The organism is Lentisalinibacter sediminis, from assembly GCF_040706615.1.
Classification (GTDB): domain Bacteria; phylum Pseudomonadota; class Gammaproteobacteria; order Steroidobacterales; family Woeseiaceae; genus Lentisalinibacter; species Lentisalinibacter sediminis.
This window is the reverse complement of the sequence record NZ_JAPDRF010000001.1, coordinates 337,002-359,186: the sequence shown is the minus strand read 5'-3', so window position 1 is coordinate 359,186 and position 22,185 is coordinate 337,002. Positions and strand designations below refer to the sequence as shown.

Here is a 22,185-nt window from a genome sequence, read left to right as displayed (position 1 = left end):
AAGCCCCCGAAACGCCTCATTCGAGCCCGTCCGCAGCCGCCGCCGGGTCGATCCCGAGCCGCTCCAACCCACTGTTAGCGGCCCCTCGCCCGGGGTATGGTCGCGGCATGCGACTCGTGCTCCTCAACAAGCCCTACCGCGTGCTCTCGGCGTTCACCGACAGCCGCGGCCGCGATACGCTCGCCGCCTGCGTCGATATCCCGGAGGTGTACCCGGCAGGTCGCCTCGATTACGACAGCGAGGGGCTACTGGCCCTCACGGACGACGGCCGGCTGCAGGCAGCCATAGCCGATCCTCGGCACAAGCTGCCGAAGACCTACTACGCCCAGATAGAGGGCCTCGTCGCGGCGGAGGCTCTCGCCCGCCTGCGCGGCGGCGTCGACATCCGCGGCCGCACGGCTCGCGCGGTGGACGCGACCGCGATCGACGAACCCGAATGGCTGTGGCCGCGTGATCCGCCCATCCGCCACCGGCAGAGCGTGCCCGATTCCTGGCTCAGGATCACCATCGACGAGGGCCGCAACCGCCAGGTGCGCCGCATGGGCGCGGCGGTGGGCCTGCCGGTGCTGCGTCTCATCCGCACCCGCATCGGACCGTGGGACGTGCACCGCCTGCAGCCCGGAGAATATCGCGAGATCCCGACCCGCGAGGCCTGGCACACGCTCCGCAATTTCCAACGGTAGGAGGGCCTTCAGGCCCGATTCCTTCTCTCCTGACCGCCCTGCGGGGGTATCCATCTTGCTCCCGACAAAAGGTCGCGGCGATGCATACCCCCGCATGACGGCCGTGCTCGCGGTGGCCGTGAGGATCTGCCAGTCAGCGACACCTGCTGACTGGTGGCAAGCCTCTCGGCTACGGGCCCGTCAGCGGCTGGGGCGGGCTGTGGGGGTCGTCCGGGCCGACTGGAGCGAATAGACAATGATAGGAGCGGCTTCAGCCGCGATTCATCGGGCCTGAAGGCCCTCCCACATGAGCGTCCCCGCCACGCTTACCCTCCCGATGGCCGGCCTGCGCTAACAGAACCCCGGATCGGGCCTGAAGGCCCTCCTACGTGCTAGCCGGCCTTGCGGTGGGATTCCACGGCGTCGCGGAGGCCTGCGATCAGCATCGCCACCTCCATCGCCTGCTCGTAATTCAGCCGGGGATCCACCTGGGAGCGGTAGGCTCGCGTCAGATCGGCCTCGGCCAGGCCGCGGGCGCCGCCTATGCACTCGGTGACGTTTGCGCCGGTCAGCTCAAGATGGACGCCGCCGAGATAGCTGCCCATCTCACGATGGATACGGAACGCGGCCTTGAGCTCCGCGACGATGTTGTCGAAGCGCCGCGTCTTGAAGCCGCCCGAGGTGCTCTCCGTATTGCCGTGCATCGGGTCGCAGACCCACAGCACCGGGCTGCCGGTGGCGCGGGCCGCCTGGATCAGAGGCGGCAGCCCCTCCTCCACCTGCTTCGCACCGAGGCGATGGATCAGTGTAAGCCGGCCCGGCTCGTTGTGCGGATTGAGGATGCCGATCAGCTCCTGCAGCCACTCCGCCGTCATACCGGGGCCCACCTTCACGCCGAGCGGATTCGTGACGCCGCGGAAGTATTCCACGTGGGCGCCGTCCACGTTGGCCGTGCGCATGCCGATCCAGGGGAAATGGGTGGTGAGGTCATACCAGCGGTCGCGCCGCAGCCGGGTCTGGGCCTGCTCGTAGTGCAGGTGCAGCCCCTCGTGCCCGGCGTAGATGTCCGCACGCCGGGTGTGATGGATGGGTCGGCCGGCGATCGACTCGAAGAAGTCCAGCGAGTGGGAGATGGCATCGGCGATGCGCTGATACTCGGCAGCCATCGCCGAATGGCCCACCCAGTCCAGATCCCAGTTCTCCGGGTGATGCAGGTCGGCGAAACCGCCGTCCACCAGTGAGCGAACGAAATTCAGGGTGAGCGCCGCCCGCTCGTAGCCGCGCAGGATCAGCTCCGGGTCGGGGACCCTGTCGCCGGCTGTGAAGGGGCTGCGGTTGATCAGGTCGCCGCGGAAGCTCGGCAGCGTCTCGCCCTCGCGGGTCTCGGTGTCGGCGGAACGGGGCTTCGCGTACTGGCCCGCCATACGGCCGATCCGCACCACCGGCTTCTTCAGGCCGTAGAGCATCACCAGCGACATCTGCAACAGGATCTTCAGCTTCTGCACGATGCTCTCGGAGCTGCAGTCGTCGAAGGTCTCGGCGCAGTCGCCGCCCTGCAGCACGAACGCCTCTCCGCGCTGGGCGGTGGCGATATGCTGCTTGAGGTTGTCCACCTCCCACGAGGTGACCAGCGGCGGCAGCCGGCTCAGCCGGGCGACGGCGTCGTCCAGTGCGTCGCGATCGGGATAGGCCGCCTGCTGGGTGGCCTCACGGCTCTGCCAGCTGGTGGGATGCCAGTTCGTCTGTGCGGTGCTTCGGGACATTGCGGCAATATGCCACGGGCCTTGCTGCAAAGCAAAACTTTCAGGGATTCGAATAAGTTACGTACGAAATCGTCGGCGCTCCCTGCGGCCGGGTCGAAATGACGCCGCAACGTGTGGCCGCCGGCTCCCATCGCTCGCCATCGGGGAAACCCTCAGTGGCGGCTCATACGGTCAAATGGGAGAATACGGCGCAACGATTCCCATCCCTTTCGTAACTTTAGCAAGCCGGCTCGCGGCCTCGCCGGGTCGGCCGGGAGTGAAAGCCATGAAAGATATCCTGAAACGGCTCGGTCTGGAGGCCGAGAACCACGGGACCTGGTGCGGCGGCAAGGCCATCGAGAAGGACCCGGGACCTCCGATCGAGTCGATAAACCCGGCCACCGGCGAGGCGCTCGGCAGCGTGCGGGCCAGCAGTGCGGGCGAATACGACCGGCTCATGGTCGCCGCCCGGGAGGCATTCGCGGAGTGGCGCAACACGCCGGCGCCGGTGCGCGGTGAGGCGGTGCGGCGCATCGGGCTCGCGCTGCGCGACAACAAGGATGCGCTCGGCAGCCTGGTCAGCCTGGAGAACGGCAAGATCAAGGCCGAGGGCGACGGTGAAGTGCAGGAGATGATCGACATCGCCGACTTCGCCGTGGGCCAGTCGCGCATGCTCTACGGCAAGACCATGCACTCGGAGCGGCCCTCCCACCGCATGTACGAGCAGTGGCACCCGCTGGGCGTGGTCGGGATCGTCACGGCCTTCAATTTCCCGGTGGCCGTCTGGTCCTGGAACGCGCTGATCGCGGCGGTGTGCGGCAACATCTCGGTCTGGAAGCCCTCACCCAAGACCCCGCTGGTCTCGCTGGCGGTGCAGAAAATCTGCAACGAGGTGCTGGCCGACCTCTCGCATCCGCCAATCTTCAACCTGTTCAACGACGGCGGCACCGAACGGGCCGAGGCGTTCGTGGACGACCCGCGCGTGGATCTGTTCTCCTTCACCGGCTCCACCGCGGTCGGCCGCAGGGTCGGCGAACGGGTGGCCGCCCGCATGGGGCGCAGCCTGCTGGAGCTCGGCGGCAACAACGCCATCATCGTCGACGAATACGCCAACATGGACCTGGCCGTGCCGGCCATCGTCTTCGGCGCCGTCGGCACCGCGGGCCAGCGCTGCACGACGACCCGGCGCGTGCTGGTCCACGATTCGCGCCGGGAAGAGCTGAAAGAGCGCCTCATCCGCGCCTACGACCAGGTTAGCATCGGCGACCCGCTGGACGAGAGCACGCTGATGGGGCCCCTCATCGACAACCAGGCGGTCACGAACTTCGAACGCGCCATCGAGGACATCCTCTCCCACCACGGCAAAGTGCTCTACGGCGGCCACCGGCTGGACCGGCCCGGCTTCTACGTCGAGCCGACGCTGGTGATGGCGGAGAACCACTGGCCGATCGTCCAGGCCGAGACCTTCGCGCCCATCCTCTATCTCATCGGCTACGAGGCCCTGGACGAGGCGCTGGCGCTGCACAACGGCGTGGGACAGGGCCTGTCCTCGGCGATCTTCACGGACAAGCTGCAGCACGCCGAGCGCTTCCTGTCCGCGGGCGGCTCGGACTGCGGCATCGCCAACGTGAACATCGGCACCTCCGGCGCAGAGATCGGCGGCGCCTTCGGCGGCGAGAAGGAGACCGGGGGCGGGCGGGAATCCGGCTCCGATGCGTGGAAGGCCTACATGCGCCGGCAGACCACCACCATCAACTGGGGCACCGAGATGCCGCTGGCGCAGGGCATCCGCTTCCGTATCTAGCAGGGCGCGGCAGACAGGCCGCCGAGCGGCGAGCCCGGCGGCCTTTCCCTCATTCCTCGCCGGGGTCCTCGGCCGGGGCCAGCAGCCCGTAGAGCAGACCCACCCACTGGGCTGGCTCGAACATACCCATCTCGTTGTGCACGGCGTCGAAGTCGGCCGTGGGGTCGGCAGCCTGCACCTGCTCGAGGCTCATGCCGTCGGCGATCATCGCATTGATGGAATCGCGCACCGTGGCCAGCATGTCCCGATAGGCACGGAGGTCGTCCCGCGTGGCGATGGGGCCATGGCCGGGGATGATGACGGTGTCCTCGTCGGCCATCGCGAGCACCGCGTTCGCCGCCTCGATGACGCCGTCCACCGAACCGCCGCTGCTGCCGTCGATGAAGGGATACATCTTGTGGAAGAAGGTATCCCCCATGTGGAAGACATTGGCCCCGTCGAAGTAGATGATGCTGTCGCCGTCGGTGTGGGCGTGGGGCGTGTGGAACGCCCGGATCGTCTCGCCGTTGAGATGCAGCGTCACCTTGTCGTTGAAGGTGACGACCGGCAGCGCCTCCGGCGGCGAGGCGGGCACCTCCCGATTGAACGCCTCCAGGAATTGATCCTCGCTCATGCGCTCGCGCACGTTGTCGTGGGCGACGATCACAGCACCGGTCTCGCCGAAGTTCTCGTTGCCGCCCACGTGGTCGAAGTGCCAGTGCGTGTTGAACACGAATTTCACCGCATCCTCTGTCAGCCCGGCGATGGCCGCCTTGATCTTCGGCGTCAGCGGCGCGAACTGATCGTCGATGAGGAACGTGGCATCCTCGCCCACCGACAGCCCCATGTTGCCGCCCCGGCCGGTGAGCATGTAGAGCCCGTCGCCGAGATCCCTGACGCCGATTTCCACGTCGGCCATGTCGTCCTGCGCCTGCAGCCCGCCTGCAGCCATGGCGGTCGCGGCGGCGGCCGCCGCCATCATTACTCTCCACTTCATCGGTTCTCTCCTCTCAGCCGGCATCCCGCCGGGCGATGCTCTCGAAACGGTTCTTCTCCCGATTCTTCACCACCTGGTCGGCGGCGAAGATCGTCCCGCTCATGGCGATGTATACGCCGGGGCCGAGCGTCTGGGCAGCAGCCGTCGCCATGCCCACATTGAAGACGGCATCCGTGCTGCGGAAGCGCGCCGGGCTCAGCGCACCGGTGAGCACGATGACCCGGTCACCGAGCCCGTCCAGCGCGAGCGCTGTCTTCACCATGGTGTCGGTGCCGTGCGTGATCACGTAACGCCCGGCCGAATCGCGTTCGATATAGTCGCGGATGCAGGCCCGGTCGGCTTCGTCAATATCGAGACTGTCCTTGCGCAGCAACGAGACGACTTCATAATCGATGTCGACAAGGGCTTCACGCAGGATATGCTCGACCTGGGACTCGCCCACCTCGAAGCGACTGCTGTCGTCGAAGTAAATCTTGTCGATGGTGCCGCCGGTGGTGAGAAATTTGATGAACACGCGCAGGGTCCCGTGGTCTGAACAGGAGCCGAAGGTTATAGGCGGCCGCAGCGGGGATCAACGCCGGTGCCGGGCTGATATGATGGTGCGGTGAAAAACATGGCCCGAACAAGAATACTCTGGACGCTGTTTGTCGCGCTCGGGCTCGCCGGGCTGGCGGGCCCGCTGGTCTCCCAGGAACAGGATCCGGCCACCCGCGCGCTGCAGCTGCATCTGGAAGGCGCCATCGGCGCCGCCACGGCGGACTTCATTACCGGCGGGATCCGTCAGGCCGAGGAGGAAGCGGCCGATCTGGTGATCATCCGCATGGATACGCCGGGCGGGCTCGACAGCTCCATGCGGGATATCATCTCCGCCATCCTGAATTCCAGCGTACCGGTCGCCACCTATGTCTCCCCCGCCGGGGCGCGCGCCGACAGTGCGGGCACCTACATCCTCTACGCGAGCCATATCGCCGCCATGGCGCCGACTACCCACCTGGGCGCCGCGACACCCGTGCCCCTTGCCGGCGGCGGCGACCGGCCGCAGCCGCCCCTGCCCGGCGGCCAGCCTCTGCCGACGGACGGCGGCGACGGCGGCAGCTCCGGCGAAAGCCCGGCCGGCGATGCGTCACCCGATCAGGCCGGCGAAGACGGTGAAGGCGGAAATGCGACAGAACCGGAAGACGGCACCCAGGCACCGCCGGATCGATCCGGCGACGCCATGAGCCGCAAGATCCTGAACGATGCCGTGGCGTACATCCGCGGGCTCGCCGAACTCCGGGGCCGCAACGCCGAATGGGCCGAGAAGGCCGTGCGCGACGCGGCCACGCTCACCTCCAGCGAGGCGCTGGAGATGAACGTGATCGACCTCCTCGCCGACGACACCGCCGCCCTGCTCGCCCAGATCGACGGCCGCGAGGTGGAGCTGCCCACGGGCACCGTGACGCTCGCCACGAGCAATATGCGCATCGAGACCGTGGAACCCACCTGGCGGCAGAAGCTGCTGTCGGTCATAGCCAGCCCGGAGATCGCGCTGCTGCTGCTCCTCGTCGGCATCTACGGGCTGGTCTTCGAGGGCTGGAACCCGGGCGCCATCGTCCCCGGCGTGGTGGGCGCCATCTGCCTGCTGCTGGCCGCCTACGCGCTGCAGGTGATGCCGGTGAACTACGCCGGCCTCGGCCTGATCCTGCTCGGCATCGTGCTGATGATCGCCGAGATATTCGTGCCCAGCTTCGGCGCGCTCGGTTTCGGCGGCATCGCCGCCTTCGTCATGGGAGCCATCATGATGTTCGACACGGGTGTCCCGGGCTTCGGTATCTCGCCCTGGTTCGTCATCATCGTCGTCGGCGCCTTCGGACTGCTGCTGATGTGGGTCATCGCCTACCTGCTGCGCCTGCGGCGCAAGGGCGCCGTGAGCGGCCAGGAGCAGATCCTGAAGGAGATCGCCGTCGCCCGGGAGGACTTCTCCGACCAGGGCGCCGTCATGCTGGAAGGCGAGATCTGGACGGCGCGCACCAGCGAACCGGTCAAGAGGGGCCAGAAACTGCGGGTCGAGCGTATCGACGGGCTCGTACTCGATGTCTCGCCCGCCGGCAACGAATCTGACACGGACTGAACACTCGAGAGAGGGAATACCATCATGATGCTCTATATCGGAATCGCAGTCGGCCTCGTCCTGCTGTTCCTGTTCAATGCGATCCGCATCCTGCAGGAATACGAGCGTGGCGTCGTCTTTTTCCTCGGCCGTTTCCAGACGGTGAAAGGGCCGGGCCTGATCATCCTGATCCCCTTCCTGCAGACGCTGACCAAGGTCGATCTGCGAGTCGTGGTAATGGACGTGCCCACTCAGGACGTCATCTCACGGGACAACGTTTCCGTGCGGGTGAATGCGGTCATCTATTTCCGCATCGTGGATCCCGAGAAGGCCATCATCCGGGTCGCCAACGTGTTCGAGGCGACCAGCCAGCTGGCCCAGACCACGCTCCGCTCCGTCCTCGGCCAGCACGACCTGGACGACATGCTCGCCGAGCGCGACAAGCTGAACTCCGACATCCGCCTGATCCTCGACCAGCACACCGACAACTGGGGCATCAAGGTGGCCAACGTCGAGATCAAGCATGTGGATCTCGACGAGAGCATGATCCGTGCCATCGCCCAGCAGGCCGAGGCCGAGCGTGCCCGGCGCGCCAAGGTCATCAACGCCGAGGGCGAGTTCCAGGCGGCACAGAAGCTGGCGGACGCGGCCAAGACCCTGGAGTCCGAGCGCCTGGCCATGCAGCTGCGCTATCTGCAGACCCTGCGCGAGATCGCCGGTGAGAAATCCTCCACCATCGTCTTCCCCCTGCCACTCGACCTGATCGGGCCGTTCATGGACAAGGCAAAGGAGATGATGGCCCAGAAGAAAGAATAGGTAGGAGGGCCTTCAGGCCCGATCTCTTTCCAGCTGGTCCCGTTCTCTCGTGGCCCGTGTCCGCCCGATGACGGGCCAACATCGAGAGAAGGACATCTCGGCCAGGGCGAGCCCGATCGGGCCTGAAGGCCCTCCCACCTGGGTTATCGGGTCACGCCCGTGATCCGGTGCCACAGTTTCTCCAGCCGCTTCGGGGAGATCTTGCCGCGGGTGCCGAGTTGCTGGGCGAACAGCGACACTCTCAGCTCCTCGATGCCCCAGCGGAATTCGTCGATCAGCGCCCGCCGCTCGGCGTCGAGGGAGGCCCGGCGCTGCTCGAGCTGTGCGAGACGTCCGAGACAGACCGCGATCTCCTGCGCATCCGCCCGGTCCCGGTCAGCGCCGGCCGGCAGTTTCGATGCCCGCAACTCGGCCGCCCGGAGATAGCGCGGCATCGACTCCAGCTGCTGCGCCGGCGTGGCGCTCAGGAATCCCGGATAGACTAGTCCCTCCAGCTGGGCGTCGATGTCCGCGCGCACGTCGTCCAGCCGCTCGGGGAGATCCGCGGCAGCGGCCGCGGCGAGCCGGCGCGCTTCGAGTATCTCGCCGAGCAGTGTGGCCAGCGCCTCGCCAGTCCCCACCAGCTCGCTCCGGCCCGACTCCCGCAGCGACTCGTAGTCGCCGCGGTTGCGCACCGTCGCCCTGCGCTCCCGGGGGAACGCGCGGCCGAACGCGGCTGCGACGAAATCCTCCGCCAGCTCGCCGGCGCCGCCCACGGCGGCCCAGGCGAGCTGCAGCCGGCGGTCTCCCGTTATCTTGCCGCGTAACAGTTTCTCCTGCTGCGGCAGCGCGAGGCGCAACAGCCGCAATACCCCACCGACATGGACCGTCGCCGCCTCCGTCTCGTCACTCGGATACTCCACCGTCACGCCGTTCTCCCGGTCGGCCAGTGCCGGGAAGCGCTCGAGGCGCAGGCCGCCCGATACCTCCGCCTGCACCGGCGGGAGCTCGCCGAAGTCCCAGTCACGTTGCAGCGTCGGCCGCGCTTCGCCCGACGGCGCCGCGTCCGGGAGCGCCGTTTCCCCGACCTCGGTCCGCAACGATTCCAGATCCCGGCCGGCGGCGATCACCTCGTCGGCTTCGTCGGTGACCTCCAGGCGCAGCCTGAGGTGCGCGGGTTCGTCCGCCGACGCCGCCGGTAGCTGATCGGGCGTGATGCCGAATTCACTGGCGAGGAAATCGGCCAGCGCCTGCTCCAGCTCGCCGCTGCCGGGCATCACCAGATAGCGGGCCGCGAAATCCGCGGCGGTGTCGGCGATGGGTTGCAGGCGCCGGCGCAACGCCTTCGGCAGCGAGCGCAGGCGCAGCTCCGCGCGCTCCGCAACCAGTGGCGGCAGCGCGCGATCCAGCTGCGCTGGTTCCAGCTGCGCCAGCGCGGGCGCCGGCAGCCTCACGGTGGCGCCGTCGTCGGCTTCGCCCGGACGGAAGCGGTAGATGACAGGAAGATCCTGGCCCAGCAGCTCTACGCTGTTTGGCATCTCGGTGCCGTCACCGCCCGGGTCGCGGGCGAGGTCCTGTTCCGGGAAGCAGAGTATCTCCGGGTCGCGCTTCGCCGCCTTGCGCAGCCAGCGGCGAAAGCTGCGCAGGTCCACGACCTGTTCCGGGATCTGCCGCTCGTACAGTGCCGCCAGCTCGCCGTCGGGGATGAGGAGCGCCCGCCGGGCCTCGCCCTCCTTCTCCCGGATGCGCGCGATGGCCGCCTGGTTGTGGCGCCAGAAGCGGTCCCGGTGATTCGCCCTGCCCTGCACCAGTGCCTCGCGAATGAAGATGCGTCGCGACTCCGCCGGGTCGACGGGACCGTAATTCACCCGGCGGCCGGCCGCCAGCACCAGGCCAAACAGCGTGACGGTCTCGCTGGCCTCCACCCGCCCGCGGCGCGGGTTCCAGCGCGGCTCCTCGTAGGTGCGCTGGGCAAGGTGAGCCGCCACTTCCAGGATCTGTCCCGGCTCGGTAGCGGCGACGGTGCGGGCGAACAGCCGGCTCGTGCGCACCAGCTCCATGGCGAACACCCAGGCGGGCGGCTTGCCGTGCAGCCCGGAAGAGGGATGCAGATGAAAGGGGGTACCGCGGGGGCCATCATAGCGGGTCGCCTCGTCCCGGCGGCCGATGTGACCGAGCAGACCGGCCAGCAGTGCCTTGTGCAGGGCCGCACGGTCACCGGCGCCATGGGCCACGGGCATGCCGGCGTCGCGGCAGAGTCCGGTGAGCTGAGAGTGGACCTCGCCCCATTCGCGCAGCCGCCGCGGCGACAGGTAACGCGCCTCGGCCCAGCGCTCCGCCTGCCGGCGGCTCGTTCCCCGCCGGGCCGCCCGCCAGGCCCGCCAGAGGTTCAACAGGGAGACGAAGTCCGAGGCCGGATCGGCGAACTCCTCCTGGGCCGCCCGGGCCTTCGCGCCCTCCTCCGGCGGAAAGAGGCGCGGATCCGCGCCGGCCAGCCCCGCCACGATCACCAGTGCGTCGCGCAGCTCGCCCCGCTCCTCGGCAGCCAGCAGCATACGGGCGAGCCTGGGGTCCACCGGCAGGCGCGCCATGCGCCGGCCCGCCTCCGTGATCTCCCGCCCCTCGTCCACCGCCTCCAGTTCGGCGAGCAGGCGATAGCCGTCCTGGACGTAGCGGGCATCCGGCGGATCGATGAACGGGAAGTCCTCCATCTCACCCAGGCGGGCGGCAGCCATCTGCAGGATGACGCTCGCGAGGTTGGTGCGCCGGATCTCCGGGTCGGTGAAGGCCGGTCGCTCAGCGTAGTCTTCCTCGTCGTAGAGACGCACGCAGATGCCCGGCGCGATCCGCCCGCAGCGGCCGGCCCGCTGATTGGCGCTGGCCTGGCTGACCGGTTCCACCTGCAGGCGCTGGATCTTGCTGCGATACGAGTAGCGGCTGATGCGGGCGAGGCCCGAGTCGATCACCGCCATGATGCGGGGCACGGTGAGCGAGGTCTCCGCCACGTTGGTGGCCAGCACGATCCGGCGCCGCCGGCCGGGCCGAAAGACCCGGCCCTGGGACGTCTCGGACAGCCGGCCGTAGAGCGGCAGTATCTCCCAGCCCGCCTCGCCCCGGCGGGAACCCAGCCGGGCTCGCTCGAGCGCCTCGGCGGCCTCGCGGATCTCGCGCTCCCCGGGGAGGAACGCGAGGATGTCGCCCTCGGGCAATTCCCCCATGAGCCGCCCGGCCCCCTCGGTGAGCGCATCGGCCATGTCCGTGTCACGGGCCGGCGCCTCGTAGCGCACCTCTACCGGATAGCCCCGTCCCGACACCTCGATCACCGGCGCGTCGCCGAAGTGGCGCGAGAACCGGTCGGGGTCGATGGTGGCCGAGGTGATGATCACCTTGAGATCGGGCCGGCGCGGCAACAACCGCCTCAGGTAGCCCAGGATGAAATCGATGTTGAGGCTGCGCTCGTGGGCCTCGTCGATGATCAGCGTGTCGTAGCGGCGCAGATCGTGATCGAAGCCGAGTTCGTTCAGGAGGATGCCGTCGGTCATCAGCTTGACCCGCGTGCCGGGCTCGCTCCGGTCGTCGAAGCGCACCTGGTAGCCGATGCCGCCGCCCAGCGGCAGACGGGTCTCCTCGGCGATGCGCGCGGCCACCGAACGGGCCGCCAGGCGACGCGGCTGGGTGTGGCCGATCATGCCGTCGATGCCGCGGCCGAGCTGCAGGCAGATCTTCGGCAGTTGGGTGGTCTTGCCGCTGCCGGTCTCGCCGCACACGACCACCACCGGATGCTCCCGGACGGCGTCGGCGATCTCCCCCGCCCGGGCGGAGATCGGCAGGGCTTCGGGGAACTCCAGGTGAGGCTGGTGCACCCGGCGTGCCTCTGCCTGGCGCTGCCGCCGGCCTCCCCTGCGCGCCGGCCCGCTCATCCCGGCGGCAGGCGCACCGTCACCCGGGCGCCACCCAGGTCCGACCGACCGACCTCGACTCCGCCCCGGTAAGCGTCGGCGAGTTCCACGACCACGCTGAGACCGATGCCCTGGCCCGGCTTGGTCTCGTCCAGCCGCCGGCCGCGTTCCAGCAACAAATTCTCCCCGCCGTCCGGGATGCCGGGACCGTCGTCCTCCACCGTCAGCACCAGCCCCTGCCGCGGCGAGCCTCCGTCCGCCGCGCGGGTGGCGGTGACCCGCACCCGGCTCTCGCCCCACTTGTGGGCGTTCTCCATCAGGTTGCCGGCGAGTTCCAGCAAATCGCCCCGGTCGCCGTAGAACCTCAGGCCCGGTTCGACGTTCAGCTCGCAGCGCAGCCCCCGATCCCGGTAGACCTTCTGCAGGCCGTCCGCGAGCTTGCCGAGTTCCGGCTCCACCGGCACCGGCTCGGTGCCCAGGGTGGCGCCGGTGCCGGCCAGGGGCTTGGCGAGCTGGTAGCGCACGATCTCCTCCATGCGGCCCAGCTGGTCGGCCAGTGCGTCGCGCCCGCCTTCGCCCTCCAGCAGGGAGCGCATCGCGGCCAGCGGCGTCTTCAGGCTGTGGGCCAGGTCCTGCAGCGTGCGGCGGTGACGCTCGGCGCGGGCCCGTTCGCTGTCGATCAGCTGGTTGAGATTGCGCGCCACGCCGGCGAGCTCGGCCGGATAGCCGGCGGACATCGCGGGCCGCTCGCCGGCCTCGATCTCGGTGATCTCGGTTTCGATCTGCGCCAGCGGGCGCAGCAGCCAGCGCAGCAGCAACGCCAGCGAGGCCAGCAGCAGCGCCGCCACCAGCCCGAACCACACCAGCAGCTGGCGCCGGAAGCTCGCCACCTGGGCGTTCAGGGAATCGAGACCCGCCGCCACGTGGACGAGGTAGGCATGCACGGTGCCGTCCGGGAATTCCCAGTCGATACCCATGCTGAGCGCGAGCAGCGGCGTGCCGTCGGCCAGTTTGATGCGCCGGAAGCTCCGCTCGCCGGTGGACGGCGCCGCGCCCCAGGGAATGTCGATGCCGATGCCCGAGTCCGAGCGCCAGATCGACCCGTCGCCGCGCCTTACGAGGGCGCCGTACAGTCCGGACCCCGGCGAGCCGAACAGCGGCTCCGGCAGATCGACGGGCAGCACCAGCGTATTGCCGTCCGCGGGTTCGGCGGCCGCGAGCAGCATGATCATCCGGCTGTCCAGCAGGTCGCGCTCCGCCTCCAGCGCCGCGCTGCGGAAGGCGGAATCCAGCACGCCGACGATGAGGCCGAAGAAGACCAGTAACAGGAGCATGCCCGAGACGAGCACGCGGAGTCTCAGTGACTGTCCGGGCGACCGCCCTGGAGACAGTCCCGGCGGCCCGGTCGCGGTTCCGGACTCAGTCACCGCCGCCGGTGGACGCCTCGGCGGCACGCTCCAGAGCGAAGCGATAGCCCCGGCCGCGCAGGGTCTCGATCGGCTTCAGGCTGTTGTCCGGATCGAGCTTGCGCCGCAGCCGGCCAACGAAGACCTCGATGACGTTGCTGTCGCGCTCGAAGTCCTGGTCGTAGAGGCGCTCTGTGAGCTCGGTCTTGGAGACGACCTGTCCCGCCCGCAGCATCAGGTGCTCCAGCAGCTTGTACTCGTGGCCCGTGAGTTCGATCGCGCGACCGTCCACCTTCAACTCCTGGGCCGCCGTGTCCAGGCTGATCGGGCCCGCGACCAGCTCCGAAGAAGCCCAGCCGCCGGCGCGCCTGAGCAGCGCATTCACCCGCGCAATGATCTCCTCGACGTGGAACGGCTTGGCCACGTAGTCGTCCGCGCCGGCGCCCAGTCCGTCCACCTTGTCCTGCCAGCGGTCGCGCGCGGTCAGGATCAGGATGGGATAGGCATGGCCTTCCTGGCGCAGCGTGGTGATGATCTCCAGGCCGCTCATTTTCGGCAGACCGAGGTCGACGACGGCCAGGTCCACCGGATACTCCCTGGCGTAGTACAGCCCCTCCTCGCCGTCCTTCGCCGTCTCCACACCGAAGCCGGCCGAGCGCAGCCGGGCCGCGAGGGACTCGCGGATGATCTCCTCGTCCTCGATGATCAGCAGTCGCATAGGGTTGGACCCGTGTCGATGGCGCGTCGATGCCGCGGCGGGCCGGCCTCAGCGATCCCCGGCCGGAATCCGCACGGTGCGCACGCGACCCTCCCGGGTGAGCACCTTGATGACGTGGACGCGGCGCCCGTTCTGCTCCCGGGTCTCGGCTTCGAGGATGCGGCCGCCGTATTCGCGCTTCACCCGGGCCACCGCCTCGCTCAGGCTGACCTCGTCCCGCACGGCTGCCATGCCGGCGGCCTGCGCCGGCAGGACCGATCCCGGACCGGTCGCATGGGCCGGTACGGCGGTGGCGGCCAGGCCCAGCACGAGGGCGAGCAGGAGCGGCATTGCGAGGCGGAGGGTCTGATTCATGATGTGATTTTCGGCCCTGGCGACGGGCTTTGCAACGGGACACGGCACGCGCTGGTAATTCGGCGCATCACGCCCCGCCGGACCGCGGCGCCGTCCCTGGCACCGCAGCCCGCCGTCCGATCGTGCGATCGTGCGATCTCCAATCGTGCGCCGGCTACCGTGCGCCGACTCAGTAGCGCACGGGTTCCACTTCCACCCGCACCCGGATGCGGTCGCCCGGGTCATAGTCTGTGCGCGTGGTGTAAGTCTGACCCCGGTAGCGGTAGGTAACCCGGTAGCCGTCGATCCGCTCTTCTGCATCCGTGCGGTAGCGGGTCTCGCAGCGGGTGACCGGACGCGACTGCCGCTCGTACGCACCGTAGTCGGCGTAGCGCTCGTCGTATTCCCGGCCGCGACTGGCGCGCTCGTTACCGATGGCGGCGCCCACCAGTGTGCCGACCAGGGTCATCGCATCGCGACCCTTTCCGTCGCCGAACTGACGGCCGATCACGCCTCCGATGATGCCGCCGGCAATGGTGGCGCCGGCTTCGCCGCGGCGCGGCCTGTCGTGGCGGTCGTAGCGGCCGTATTCGTCGTAACGGTCGTCGTAGCGGTCATAGCGCGTCTCCTCCCAGCATTCCCGTACCGGGGTGCGCACCCGCACGTGACGGACGATGGGGTCGACGTCGACCACCCGGGCGTAGTCGTAGCCGGCGCCATGGTCGCGTGCAGGGCGCCAGTCCCGACCGGGGTCGGCCAGGGCAGGACCCGCCGACAGCAAGGCACCACCGATCAGGGCCGTCGCCGTAACAGTCACCGCGGCCGCAGCGCTGCTGCGACGGCTGCCACTGATCCGGCGGACTCGGTTTCGATTGAACATGGCTGACTCCTTCTGCTTCCATGAGCACCCGGGTTCGAAAACCCGTTTCTCCCGGGTGTGGGAAGGAGAATAGGCCGGCCGTGCTGAACGGGTCCTGAACGTGGCGAAACGCAACGATCACCTTCCGGGGCCGGCCCGATGAGCGCCGCCTGCCGGCTCGCTTGCGCCTCACCGGCCCCGGGACGCCACCTCCGCCGTCTTGACCGCCTGCCAGAGCTCTTCCAGCTCCCCGGCGTCCAGCGCGGCCACCGAAGCGCCCCGTGCGGCCGCCTCGGCCTCCAGGGCCCGGAAGCGCCGCTCGAACTTCCGGTTGGCGGCCGCTGCCGCCGCCTCGGCATCGACGCCCGCATGGCGGGCCAGGTTCACCAGCGAGAAGAACAGGTCGCCGATCTCGTCCTCGATGCGCTCCGTCTGCCCTGCCTCGAGCTCCTGGTCCAGTTCCGCCAGTTCCTCGTCGATCTTGCAGCGCACGCCCGCGGCGTCCGGCCAGTCGAAGCCGGCCCCGGCCGCACGGCCGGCCAGCTTCTGGGACTGCTTCAGCGCCGGCAGGGCCTTGGGAATGCCGTCCAGCAGGCTGACGGAGGTGCCGTGGCGCTCCTCCCGCTCGGCCGCCTTGATGGTCTCCCAGTTGCGCCGCACGCTGGCCTCGTCGGCCGGCCCTCCGTCGCCGAAGATGTGCGGATGGCGCCGCTCGAGCTTGTCGCTGATGGCGCCGGCGACGTCGTCGAAATCGAAGTCGCCCGCCTCCTCGGCCATGCGGGCATGGAAAACCACCTGCAGCAGGAGGTCGCCGAGTTCGTCCTTGAGACCCTCGGTGTCGCCGCGATGGATCGCATCCGCCACCTCGTAGGCCTCCTCGATGGTGTAGGGCGCGATGGTGGCGAAGGTCTGGCGGCGGTCCCACTCGCAACCGGTCTCCGGGTGCCGGAGCCGCGCCATGATATCAAGCAGTTTCGAGATATTCGCCATTATCTATTGTTTTAAATGCTGTTCCAGTTTGTGATGCAGCGTGACCAGCATCGACGCCGTTGCGCCCCAGATCCGGTGACCGCCGTAGCGGTATTCATACACCGGTATCTCGGTGCCCTCGAACTCCCGCCAGGCCCGGTGCAGGTTGCGCCGGTCCATGAGGAAATCGAGCGGCACCTCGAAGGCTTCTTCCACCTCAGCCGGGTCGGGCCGGATCGGGAAACCCTGGTGGATCAGCCCGACCACCGGCGTGACCGCGTAGCCGGTGATGGTGAGGTGCGGCTCCAGGTAGCCGGCGATGCGCACGTGGCTCCGGGGCAGGCCCACCTCTTCCTCCGCCTCGCGCAACGCGGCGTCGGTGACGTCCCGATCCTCCGGCTCCATGCGGCCGCCGGGGAAGCTCACCTGGCCGGGATGATGGCGCAGGTCCGGTGAACGCCGGGTGAACAACACGTGATAGTCCGCACCGCGGGCGAGCAGCGCGATGAGGACGCCGGCCGGCATCTTGCGACCCGCGAAGTGCTTGCGCAGTCCCTCCGGCACGTCGCCGTAGGCCGAGGGCGGAGTCGCCAGCGTCGGGTCCCGGGGCGCGGCGCTGTCCGCCAGCGCCGCCAGGATGCGCTCGCGCAGCGAGCTGATGCTCATCGTCTCAATGCTTGATGCCGCCCCGGGTCAGGTCCGCCGGGTCGAGCAGCCGGTCCAGCTCCTCGTCCGTGAGATCGGTCATCTCGCGGGCCACGTCCTTCACGGGCCGGCCCTCGGCATAGGCCTTCTTGGCGACGGCCGCGCCCTTCTCGTAGCCGATCACCGGATTCAGCGCGGTCACCAGGATGGGGTTGCGGTCCAGCGCCTCGTTCAGCCGGTCCTGGTTGACGGAGAAACCGGCCACCGCCCGGTCGGCGAGCACGGTGGCGCCATTCGCCAGCACCTCGATGCTCTGCAGCAGGTTGTAGGCGATCACGGGCAGCATCACGTTCAGCTGGAAGTTGCCGGCCTGCCCGGCCACCGTGATGGTGGCGTCGTTGCCGATCACCTGGGCCGAGAGCATGGCCACCGCCTCCGGGATCACCGGGTTCACCTTGCCGGGCATGATGCTCGAGCCCGGCTGCAGGGCCGGCAGCGCTATCTCGCCGAGTCCGGCCAGCGGTCCGGAGTTCATCCAGCGCAGGTCGTTCGCGATCTTCATGAGGCTCACGGCCACCACCTTCAGCTGCCCCGAGAGCTCCACCGCCGTGTCCTGGCAGGACAGCGCCTCGAAGCAGGAGTCGGCAGTCGTGAACGGCACGTCCGTGCGCTCCGCCAGCAGCGTGGCTACCTTGGCGCCGAATTTCGGATGGGCATTGATGCCGCTGCCCACGGCAGTCCCGCCCTGGGCCAGCGCGCAGAGCCGGGGCATGACGGCGCGGATGCGATCGGCGCCGTGCTCCACCTGGGTCTTCCACGCGTCCAGCTCCTGACCGAGGGTGACCGGCATGGCATCCATGAGGTGGGTGCGGCCGGTCTTCACCACGTCCGCGTTCTGCTTCGCCTTGTCGCCGAGCACCTCCGCCAGGTGCTCCAGGGCCGGCAGCAGCCTCTCCGTGACGTCCAGCGCGGCACTCACATGGATGGCGGTGGGGATGACGTCGTTGGAACTCTGGCCCATGTTGACGTCGTCGTTCGGGTGGATGTCCTCCACGCCGTACTGCCGCGCCAGGCGCGAGATCACCTCGTTGGCATTCATGTTGGATGAGGTGCCCGAACCGGTCTGGAACACGTCCACGGGAAAGTGCGCGTCGTGCTCCCCGTCCGCCACGGCCGCCGCCGCCTTCTGGATGGCTGCCGCCCGCGGGCCGGTGAGCAGGCCCAGTTCGGAGTTGGCGCCCGCCGCCGCCCATTTCACCAGGCCCAGCGCGCGGATGAAGCTGCGCGGCATGGTGAGACCGCTGATCGGGAAGTTGTCCACGGCGCGCTGGGTCTGTGCGCCCCACAGCGCGTCGGCCGGGACCTGGAGTTCGCCCATGCTGTCTTTCTCGGTGCGGAATTTGCTGTCAGTCATCGTCTGGCTCTCGCCTTTGCTGTCACGGAGTGTTCGGGTCCCGGCGGCCGCCCGGGGCAGTCCCGGCCGGGTCCACGGTGGTGTATGATTCGCGCTTTGCCGAGCCAAGTCCAGGCCGCCTCCCGGCGGACAGAAAGCGGCTGACCGAATATGGAACTGACCACGCTGCGCGCCATCTCCCCCGTCGACGGCCGCTATGCCTCGAAGGCGGCGCCGCTGCGCGATGTCTTCAGCGAATTCGGGCTGATCCGGTTCCGGGTGCTGGTGGAAGTCCGCTGGCTGCAGTTCCTGGCGGATGAGCCGGCCATCACCGAGCTGCCACCGCTGCCCGGCCACCTGAAGGACATGCTGAACCGCATCGTCGACGGTTTCGCCGGCGAGGACGCCGCCCGCATCAAGGCCATCGAGGCCACCACCAACCACGACGTTAAGGCCGTCGAGTATTTCCTCGGCGAGCGCCTGGGCGAGGGCGCCGACGCGGCGCGGGTGCGGGGCTTCGTCCATTTCGGCTGCACCTCCGAGGACGTGAACAACCTGGCCTACGCGCTCATGCTGCGCCACGGCCGCGACGACGTACTGCTGCCGGCGATGCGCGAGCTCGGCGCCTCCCTCGACGCCATGGCGCGCCAGCACGCGGGCCTCGCCATGCTGTCGCGCACCCATGGCCAGACGGCCAGCCCCACCACGCTGGGCAAGGAGATCGCCAACGTCGCCGAGCGCCTGCGCCTGCAGCGATGCGGCCTGCAGCAGGTGGCGGTCCGCGGTAAGTTCAACGGCGCCGTCGGCAACTTCAACGCACACGCGGCGGCCTATCCGGACGTGGACTGGCCGGCGCTGTCCGCGCGCTTCGTGGAATCCCTCGGCCTCGCGCCGAACGCCTTCACCACCCAGATCGAACCCCACGACTGGATCGCCGAGTACTGCCATGCGCTGAGCCGCTACAACACGGTGCTCACGGACCTGTGCCGGGACGTCTGGGGCTACATCTCGCTCGGCTATTTCCGCCAGCGTCGGGTGGAGGGCGAGGTGGGCTCCTCCACCATGCCCCACAAGATCAACCCCATCGACTTCGAGAACGCCGAGGGCAACCTGGGCGTCGCCAACGCCCTGCTCGGCCACTTCGCCGACAAGCTGCCGATCTCCCGCTGGCAGCGGGACCTGACCGACTCCACCGTGCTGCGCAACCTCGGCGTGGCGCTGGCGCACAGTCTGATCGCCATCGAGTCGGCCCGCCGCGGACTCGGCAAGCTGCAGGCCGATGCGGAGCGCATTGCCGCCGACCTGGAAGGCGCCTGGGAGGTGCTCGGCGAAGCCGTGCAGACGGTGATGCGCCGCTACGGCGTCGACGAGCCCTACGAGAAGCTGAAGGCGCTGACCCGCGGGCGGCGCATCGACCGCGACGCCATGGCCGCGTTCATCCGCTCGCTGGAGATCCCCGAGGCGGAGAAAGAACGCCTCCTCGCACTGACGCCGTCGACCTACACCGGACTCGCGGAGAGCCTGGCCCGCTGCCGCTGACGGCGCCCGACATGACCGTTCAGCCGGCGCTGCAACTGCCCGGCGGCCTGACCCCGGCCGACTTCCTGTCGCGCTGCTGGCAGAAGCGTCCGCTGTTCCTGGCCGACGCCGTGCCCGGCTTCCGCCCGCCGCTCACCGTCGACGAACTCGCGGGCCTGGCGTGCGAGCCCGAGGTGGAATCCCGGCTCGTGTTCACCGAAAGACAGGGAGGTACCGTTCGCTACCGGGCCGAGACCGGTCCGTTCGAGGCGGACTATCTCGCCGCCCTGCCCCCATCCGACTGGACGCTGCTGGTCCACGACCTGGACCGTCATCTGCCGGAGCTGCGCTCCCTGTTGCTGGCCCCACGCTTCCTGCCGACCTGGCGCATGGGCGACCTCATGGCGAGCGTGGCCGCCCCCGGCGGCTCCGTGGGGCCGCACCGGGACAGCTACGACGTTTTCCTGCTGCAGGGCGAGGGACGGCGGCGCTGGCAACTGGGCAGCGGCCAGCCGGCGCGGGCGACCTCCGGGCTGCGGCTGCTGGCGGATTTCCGCGCGGAGGAGGAATTCGTCTGCGGGCCTGGCGATGCGCTCTACGTGCCGCCGGGCGCCGGCCATCACGGAGTCGCCGAGACGCTCTGCACCACCTGGTCCCTGGGGCTGCAGGCGCCGCTCGTCCGCGACCTGGCACTGTACCTGGACCTCGATGCCCGGAAGATCGAGCCGGACCGACGCTACGCCGATCCCGACCTGGCGCCCGCAGAGTGCCGGGGCGGCGTTATCCACCCGGCCGCGGTCCGCCGCTGCCGCGCCGCCCTGTCCGACGCGGCCGGTGTGGACGACGACGATATCGCCGAAGCCCTCGGCCGCCTGGTGACCCTGCCGAAGCCGGGCCATCGCCCGCAACCCGCGACGCCGGCCGAGACGGCCGCGATCGTGACCGCTGCGGCCGGCGGGCGGGCGCTCCGGGCCGCGCCGTCGGCGTGCTTCCGCGGCAGCGGGGGCCCTGTTCTCTGCGCCGCCGGCGAGTCCTTCCCGGTGCCGGAAGCAGCCTGGCCACTGGCCTGCCGGCTCGCCGGTGCCGAGGGCGCCGAAGGTCTCGCCATCTCCCCGCCGCCGGACGAGGCGGGCGAACGCCTGCTCTCCCTGCTGGCCCGCCACGGGCTGTTGGAGGCGCTGCCCGGCTGATTGCGCTCCAGCGCCGCCGGAGCGCGCCTGCCATCGCCTGCGAACCGTTCTCATCGCGCCTTCCAAACCCGAAAACGTGACGCAGTTGGCACGGTCGCCGGCATCCGCCCGCTTAACATCATCCGTCCGACGGGCGACCGCAATCCATCAGCCAGCGGACCTTCCAAGGATGAGCGAGAAGAAGGCGAAAGAGCACGAACGGCGCGTCATCTCCACCCGGGAGGAGATGCGCCGGGCGGCGGTCGATATCGCCAAGACCGCCAATCGCAGCCTCGCCATTTTCACCCACGACCTCGAACCCGGCATCTACGACGACCTGGACTTCCTGGAGGTCATCAAGCGGCTGATCCTGTCCCGCGCCTATGCCCGGGTGCGCGTACTGATCGCGGACCCCTCACGGGCCATCAAGAACGGCAACCGCTTCGTCGCCCTCGGCCGCCGGCTCAACAGCTTCATCGAGTTCCGCCACGTGCGCGAGGACTATCGCAGTCATCGCGAGGCCTATTGCATCGCCGACGGCGGCGGCATCGTCTACCGGCTGGATGCCACGCGCTGGGAGGGCATCGTCGACCACAATGTACCCGCGGTCACCGACATGTACCTCACCACCTTCGACGAAATCTGGCATGCGAGCGAGGTGGAGCACGAATTCCGCCGGCTCAATATCTGACATGAGCGGCGCGCCGGCCGGCATCGAGACCGACCTCACGGTGGCAGCCGTGGTCGAGCGCGACGGGCGCTTCCTCATGGTGGAGGAGCACGCCCACGGCGAGATCGTCTTCAACCAGCCCTCCGGACATCTGGAGCACGGCGAGAGCCTCGAGCACGCAGTGGTGCGCGAGATGCTGGAGGAAACCGGCCGCGGATTCATGCCGCGGGAACTCATCGGCATGTATCAGTGGCGCCATCCGGATAACGGCCGCCACTACCTGCGCATCGCATTCACCGGCGGTTGCACCGCTCGCGACCCGTGCCGCTCGCTCGACGAGGTCATCGTCCGCACTCACTGGATGAGCCGCGCCGAGATCGCCGCGCGAGTCGACCGCGTGCGCTCGCCCATGGTCCTGCGCTGCATCGACGACTACCTGGCCGGGGTGCGGCTGGCACCGGGTGATCTCGCGCCGCTGCGGCCGCTGCCCGAGAACCTGGAACGGGTCACGCGCATCGCCGCCTCCGTTTGAGCCGCC

The 22,185-nt window shown here is 69.1% G+C and carries 19 protein-coding genes; 8 read left to right on the top strand and 11 right to left on the bottom strand.

Features of this window, described 5'->3' with window-relative positions; genetic code table 11:
- The first annotated feature begins 107 nt into the window (after window positions 1-107).
- Complete coding sequence (locus ACJMKX_RS01745) at window positions 108-683, top strand: pseudouridine synthase (protein WP_405220379.1); 576 nt, start codon at window positions 108-110, stop codon at window positions 681-683.
- Between the two features lie 371 nt (window positions 684-1,054).
- Here ACJMKX_RS01745 and ACJMKX_RS01740 read toward each other — a convergent pair whose 3' ends face one another.
- A complete protein-coding gene (locus ACJMKX_RS01740; protein WP_405220377.1) occupies window positions 1,055-2,425 on the bottom strand; it encodes a 3-deoxy-7-phosphoheptulonate synthase class II in 1,371 nt (456 codons plus the stop codon).
- A 265-nt stretch (window positions 2,426-2,690) separates the two neighbouring features.
- Here ACJMKX_RS01740 and amaB point away from each other — a divergent pair, with 265 nt between their 5' ends.
- A complete protein-coding gene (gene amaB / locus ACJMKX_RS01735) occupies window positions 2,691-4,208 on the top strand; it encodes an L-piperidine-6-carboxylate dehydrogenase (protein WP_405220375.1) in 1,518 nt (505 codons plus the stop codon).
- Window positions 4,209-4,257: 49 nt separating this feature from the next.
- Here amaB and ACJMKX_RS01730 read toward each other — a convergent pair whose 3' ends face one another.
- Window positions 4,258-5,184 (bottom strand): MBL fold metallo-hydrolase, encoded by a 927-nt coding sequence (locus ACJMKX_RS01730; RefSeq protein WP_405220373.1) that lies wholly within the window; start codon window positions 5,182-5,184, stop codon window positions 4,258-4,260.
- A 13-nt stretch (window positions 5,185-5,197) separates the two neighbouring features.
- A complete protein-coding gene (locus ACJMKX_RS01725) occupies window positions 5,198-5,698 on the bottom strand; it encodes an asparaginase domain-containing protein (RefSeq protein ID WP_405220371.1) in 501 nt (166 codons plus the stop codon).
- Between the two features lie 99 nt (window positions 5,699-5,797).
- Between ACJMKX_RS01725 and ACJMKX_RS01720 the strand changes: the two genes are divergently transcribed.
- Window positions 5,798-7,294 (top strand): NfeD family protein, encoded by a 1,497-nt coding sequence (locus tag ACJMKX_RS01720; RefSeq protein WP_405220370.1) that lies wholly within the window; start codon window positions 5,798-5,800, stop codon window positions 7,292-7,294.
- A gap of 24 nt (window positions 7,295-7,318) precedes the next feature.
- Entirely contained in the window at window positions 7,319-8,089 is a 771-nt protein-coding gene (locus ACJMKX_RS01715) for a slipin family protein (protein WP_405220368.1), read from the top strand.
- A gap of 143 nt (window positions 8,090-8,232) precedes the next feature.
- Here ACJMKX_RS01715 and hrpA read toward each other — a convergent pair whose 3' ends face one another.
- From hrpA to ACJMKX_RS01675, 8 genes are all read right to left on the bottom strand, one after another.
- The gene (hrpA, locus tag ACJMKX_RS01710) at window positions 8,233-11,988 is read right to left on the bottom strand and encodes an ATP-dependent RNA helicase HrpA (protein WP_405220366.1); all 3,756 of its coding nucleotides are present in this window, start codon (window positions 11,986-11,988) and stop codon (window positions 8,233-8,235) included.
- The gene (locus tag ACJMKX_RS01705) at window positions 11,985-13,316 is read right to left on the bottom strand and encodes an ATP-binding protein (protein WP_405220364.1); all 1,332 of its coding nucleotides are present in this window, start codon (window positions 13,314-13,316) and stop codon (window positions 11,985-11,987) included. The genes hrpA and ACJMKX_RS01705 overlap by 4 nt, the downstream gene beginning before the upstream one ends.
- Window positions 13,317-13,386: 70 nt before the next feature.
- Entirely contained in the window at window positions 13,387-14,091 is a 705-nt protein-coding gene (locus ACJMKX_RS01700) for a response regulator transcription factor (RefSeq protein WP_405220362.1), read from the bottom strand.
- A gap of 48 nt (window positions 14,092-14,139) precedes the next feature.
- On the bottom strand, window positions 14,140-14,445 hold the full coding sequence (locus ACJMKX_RS01695) for a PepSY domain-containing protein (RefSeq protein ID WP_405220360.1): 306 nt from the start codon (window positions 14,443-14,445) through the stop codon (window positions 14,140-14,142).
- A 169-nt stretch (window positions 14,446-14,614) separates the two neighbouring features.
- Window positions 14,615-15,304, bottom strand: a complete 690-nt coding sequence (locus ACJMKX_RS01690; RefSeq protein WP_405220358.1) for a glycine zipper 2TM domain-containing protein — start codon at window positions 15,302-15,304, stop codon at window positions 14,615-14,617.
- Window positions 15,305-15,472: 168 nt separating this feature from the next.
- Window positions 15,473-16,273 (bottom strand): nucleoside triphosphate pyrophosphohydrolase, encoded by an 801-nt coding sequence (mazG, locus tag ACJMKX_RS01685; RefSeq protein ID WP_405220356.1) that lies wholly within the window; start codon window positions 16,271-16,273, stop codon window positions 15,473-15,475.
- Window positions 16,274-16,276: 3 nt separating this feature from the next.
- Complete coding sequence (locus ACJMKX_RS01680; RefSeq protein WP_405220354.1) at window positions 16,277-16,918, bottom strand: CoA pyrophosphatase; 642 nt, start codon at window positions 16,916-16,918, stop codon at window positions 16,277-16,279.
- A gap of 4 nt (window positions 16,919-16,922) precedes the next feature.
- Window positions 16,923-18,311 carry a class II fumarate hydratase gene (locus ACJMKX_RS01675; protein ID WP_405220352.1) on the bottom strand — a complete coding sequence of 463 codons (1,389 nt, stop codon included), beginning with the start codon at window positions 18,309-18,311 and terminating at the stop codon, window positions 16,923-16,925.
- A gap of 150 nt (window positions 18,312-18,461) precedes the next feature.
- On the opposite strand from ACJMKX_RS01675, the gene purB reads away from it, so the two are divergent.
- The 4 genes from purB to ACJMKX_RS01655 all read left to right on the top strand — a co-directional run bounded on the left by purB (window position 18,462) and on the right by ACJMKX_RS01655 (window position 22,179).
- Entirely contained in the window at window positions 18,462-19,829 is a 1,368-nt protein-coding gene (purB, locus tag ACJMKX_RS01670) for an adenylosuccinate lyase (protein WP_405220350.1), read from the top strand.
- Between the two features lie 11 nt (window positions 19,830-19,840).
- Window positions 19,841-20,998, top strand: coding sequence for a cupin domain-containing protein (locus ACJMKX_RS01665; protein WP_405220348.1), 1,158 nt, complete (start codon window positions 19,841-19,843; stop codon window positions 20,996-20,998).
- Window positions 20,999-21,167: 169 nt separating this feature from the next.
- Window positions 21,168-21,668 carry a DUF7931 domain-containing protein gene (locus ACJMKX_RS01660; protein WP_405220347.1) on the top strand — a complete coding sequence of 167 codons (501 nt, stop codon included), beginning with the start codon at window positions 21,168-21,170 and terminating at the stop codon, window positions 21,666-21,668.
- Between the two features lies 1 nt (window position 21,669).
- A complete protein-coding gene (locus ACJMKX_RS01655) occupies window positions 21,670-22,179 on the top strand; it encodes an NUDIX hydrolase (protein ID WP_405220345.1) in 510 nt (169 codons plus the stop codon).
- Window positions 22,180-22,185 lie beyond the last annotated feature (6 nt).

Bases quoted from the DNA above. Each gene is read 5' to 3' on its own strand.
- ACJMKX_RS01745 (WP_405220379.1), top strand. From the start codon at position 108: ATGCGACTCGTGCTCCTCAACAAGCCCTACCGCGTGCTCTCGGCGTTC.
- ACJMKX_RS01740 (WP_405220377.1), bottom strand. From the start codon at position 2,425: ATGTCCCGAAGCACCGCACAGACGAACTGGCATCCCACCAGCTGGCAG.
- amaB (WP_405220375.1), top strand. From the start codon at position 2,691: ATGAAAGATATCCTGAAACGGCTCGGTCTGGAGGCCGAGAACCACGGG.
- ACJMKX_RS01730 (WP_405220373.1), bottom strand. From the start codon at position 5,184: ATGAAGTGGAGAGTAATGATGGCGGCGGCCGCCGCCGCGACCGCCATG.
- ACJMKX_RS01720 (WP_405220370.1), top strand. From the start codon at position 5,798: ATGGCCCGAACAAGAATACTCTGGACGCTGTTTGTCGCGCTCGGGCTC.
- ACJMKX_RS01715 (WP_405220368.1), top strand. From the start codon at position 7,319: ATGATGCTCTATATCGGAATCGCAGTCGGCCTCGTCCTGCTGTTCCTG.
- hrpA (WP_405220366.1), bottom strand. From the start codon at position 11,988: ATGAGCGGGCCGGCGCGCAGGGGAGGCCGGCGGCAGCGCCAGGCAGAG.
- ACJMKX_RS01700 (WP_405220362.1), bottom strand. From the start codon at position 14,091: ATGCGACTGCTGATCATCGAGGACGAGGAGATCATCCGCGAGTCCCTC.
- ACJMKX_RS01695 (WP_405220360.1), bottom strand. From the start codon at position 14,445: ATGAATCAGACCCTCCGCCTCGCAATGCCGCTCCTGCTCGCCCTCGTG.
- ACJMKX_RS01690 (WP_405220358.1), bottom strand. From the start codon at position 15,304: ATGTTCAATCGAAACCGAGTCCGCCGGATCAGTGGCAGCCGTCGCAGC.
- mazG (WP_405220356.1), bottom strand. From the start codon at position 16,273: ATGGCGAATATCTCGAAACTGCTTGATATCATGGCGCGGCTCCGGCAC.
- ACJMKX_RS01680 (WP_405220354.1), bottom strand. From the start codon at position 16,918: ATGAGCATCAGCTCGCTGCGCGAGCGCATCCTGGCGGCGCTGGCGGAC.
- ACJMKX_RS01675 (WP_405220352.1), bottom strand. From the start codon at position 18,311: ATGACTGACAGCAAATTCCGCACCGAGAAAGACAGCATGGGCGAACTC.
- purB (WP_405220350.1), top strand. From the start codon at position 18,462: ATGGAACTGACCACGCTGCGCGCCATCTCCCCCGTCGACGGCCGCTAT.
- ACJMKX_RS01665 (WP_405220348.1), top strand. From the start codon at position 19,841: ATGACCGTTCAGCCGGCGCTGCAACTGCCCGGCGGCCTGACCCCGGCC.
- ACJMKX_RS01660 (WP_405220347.1), top strand. From the start codon at position 21,168: ATGAGCGAGAAGAAGGCGAAAGAGCACGAACGGCGCGTCATCTCCACC.
- ACJMKX_RS01655 (WP_405220345.1), top strand. From the start codon at position 21,670: ATGAGCGGCGCGCCGGCCGGCATCGAGACCGACCTCACGGTGGCAGCC.